Origin of the sequence: Geodermatophilus sp. CPCC 205761 (assembly GCF_051383655.1) — a bacterium.
In the GTDB taxonomy this organism is placed as follows: domain Bacteria; phylum Actinomycetota; class Actinomycetes; order Mycobacteriales; family Geodermatophilaceae; genus Geodermatophilus.
Genome location: NZ_JALPKQ010000108.1, coordinates 1 through 1,272 on the forward strand (window position 1 = coordinate 1; position 1,272 = coordinate 1,272).

The 1,272-nt window shown below is 71.0% G+C and carries 1 protein-coding gene; it reads right to left on the bottom strand.

Annotated elements, in window-relative coordinates; genetic code table 11:
* Positions 1–44: 44 nt before the first annotated feature.
* Positions 45–1,193, bottom strand: coding sequence for an IS481 family transposase (locus tag MY526_RS26930; protein WP_436705489.1), 1,149 nt, complete (start codon positions 1,191–1,193; stop codon positions 45–47).
* Positions 1,194–1,272 lie beyond the last annotated feature (79 nt).

Sequence of the window (1,272 nt, forward strand, 5' to 3'; positions counted from 1 at the left end):
TGCGATGTCGCGGGACACCGTTCACAGGTGTCTCGCGACATCGTTCACGTTGAGGCCTGTGGTTGGTAGTCCCGGCTGGGGTCGAGGATCAGGTCGCGCAGGAGTCGCCCGCTGGTGCTGAGCACGCGGATGTGCAGATCGTGGACCAGGACCAGGACGGGTGTGCCGGCGTGCCGTCGGCCCAGGCCGATGTGGTGCAGCCGGCTGTTGTGCCGCAGGGTGAGTTTGCCGTTGGAGTCGATCTTGTCGTGGCGGACCCGGAAGTGGCCGTCGATGAGCGGAATGCCGCTGGCGGCGGCTTTGGGGCGGGCGGTGTAGGCCTCGGTCGGGGTGCGGCGGCCGAGCGCGCGATGCGGCCGGACGGTGTTGTAGTAGGCGGCGAACCGATCGAGCTGGGCCTGCAGGCCGGCGGTGGTGGTCGGGTCCGGCTGGGTGGCCAGCCACCTCTTCTGGGTCTGGTGGAAGCGCTCGACCTTGCCGCAGGTCTGCGGGTGGTAGGGGCGGGAGTGGCTGAGGATCACGCCGCGGGCGTGCAGGGTGACCTCGAGGGCGACCCTGCCGCCGCCGCGGTAGCGGCCGGTGAAGACCGCGCCGTTGTCGGTGAGCACCCCGGCGGGATCGCCGTGCTGGGCGGCGGTGGCGCGGTAGGCGGCATCGATGGCCGGGGCGGTGAACACCGCTGCGGCGGTGCTGGCCAGGCAGTAGCGGGAGTGGTCGTCGAGCCAGTTGCAGATCTCGGTGTCGGTGCCGTCGGCCAGCGGCCAGTGGGTGATGTCGACCTGCCAGCGCTCGTTGGGCTGGGCGGCTTCGAAGCGGACGTAGCTGCTCTTGGGCCGCTTGTGTGGCTGTGCGGTGACGAAGCCGCGGGCGGTGAGGATCCGCCAGATCGTGGACACTGCGGGGCTGGCCCCGTGCCGGCGGATCAGGTGTGCGGCGATGGTGGCCGCACCGGCCTCGTGGCCGTGCCGGTCCAGATCCTTGCGGATCGCGACGATCTGGTCCTCGAGCGCGGTCGCGGTCCTGGTCGGGCTGCGGCGGGGCCGGCGGGACCGCGGTTGCAGACCGGCCTCGCCCTCGGCGAGGAACCGCTGGACGAGGGTGATCACCCACCGGCGGGAGACGCCGTAGTCCCGCGCGACCTCGCTCTTGGTGCGGCCCTCCACCAGCACTGCGGTGACGACCAGCTCCGGCATCCCCATCGCTCACCCCCGGACTCAGGCTGTGAACGATGTCCCGAGACAGGTGTGCACGATGTCCTGAACTCAGACACCC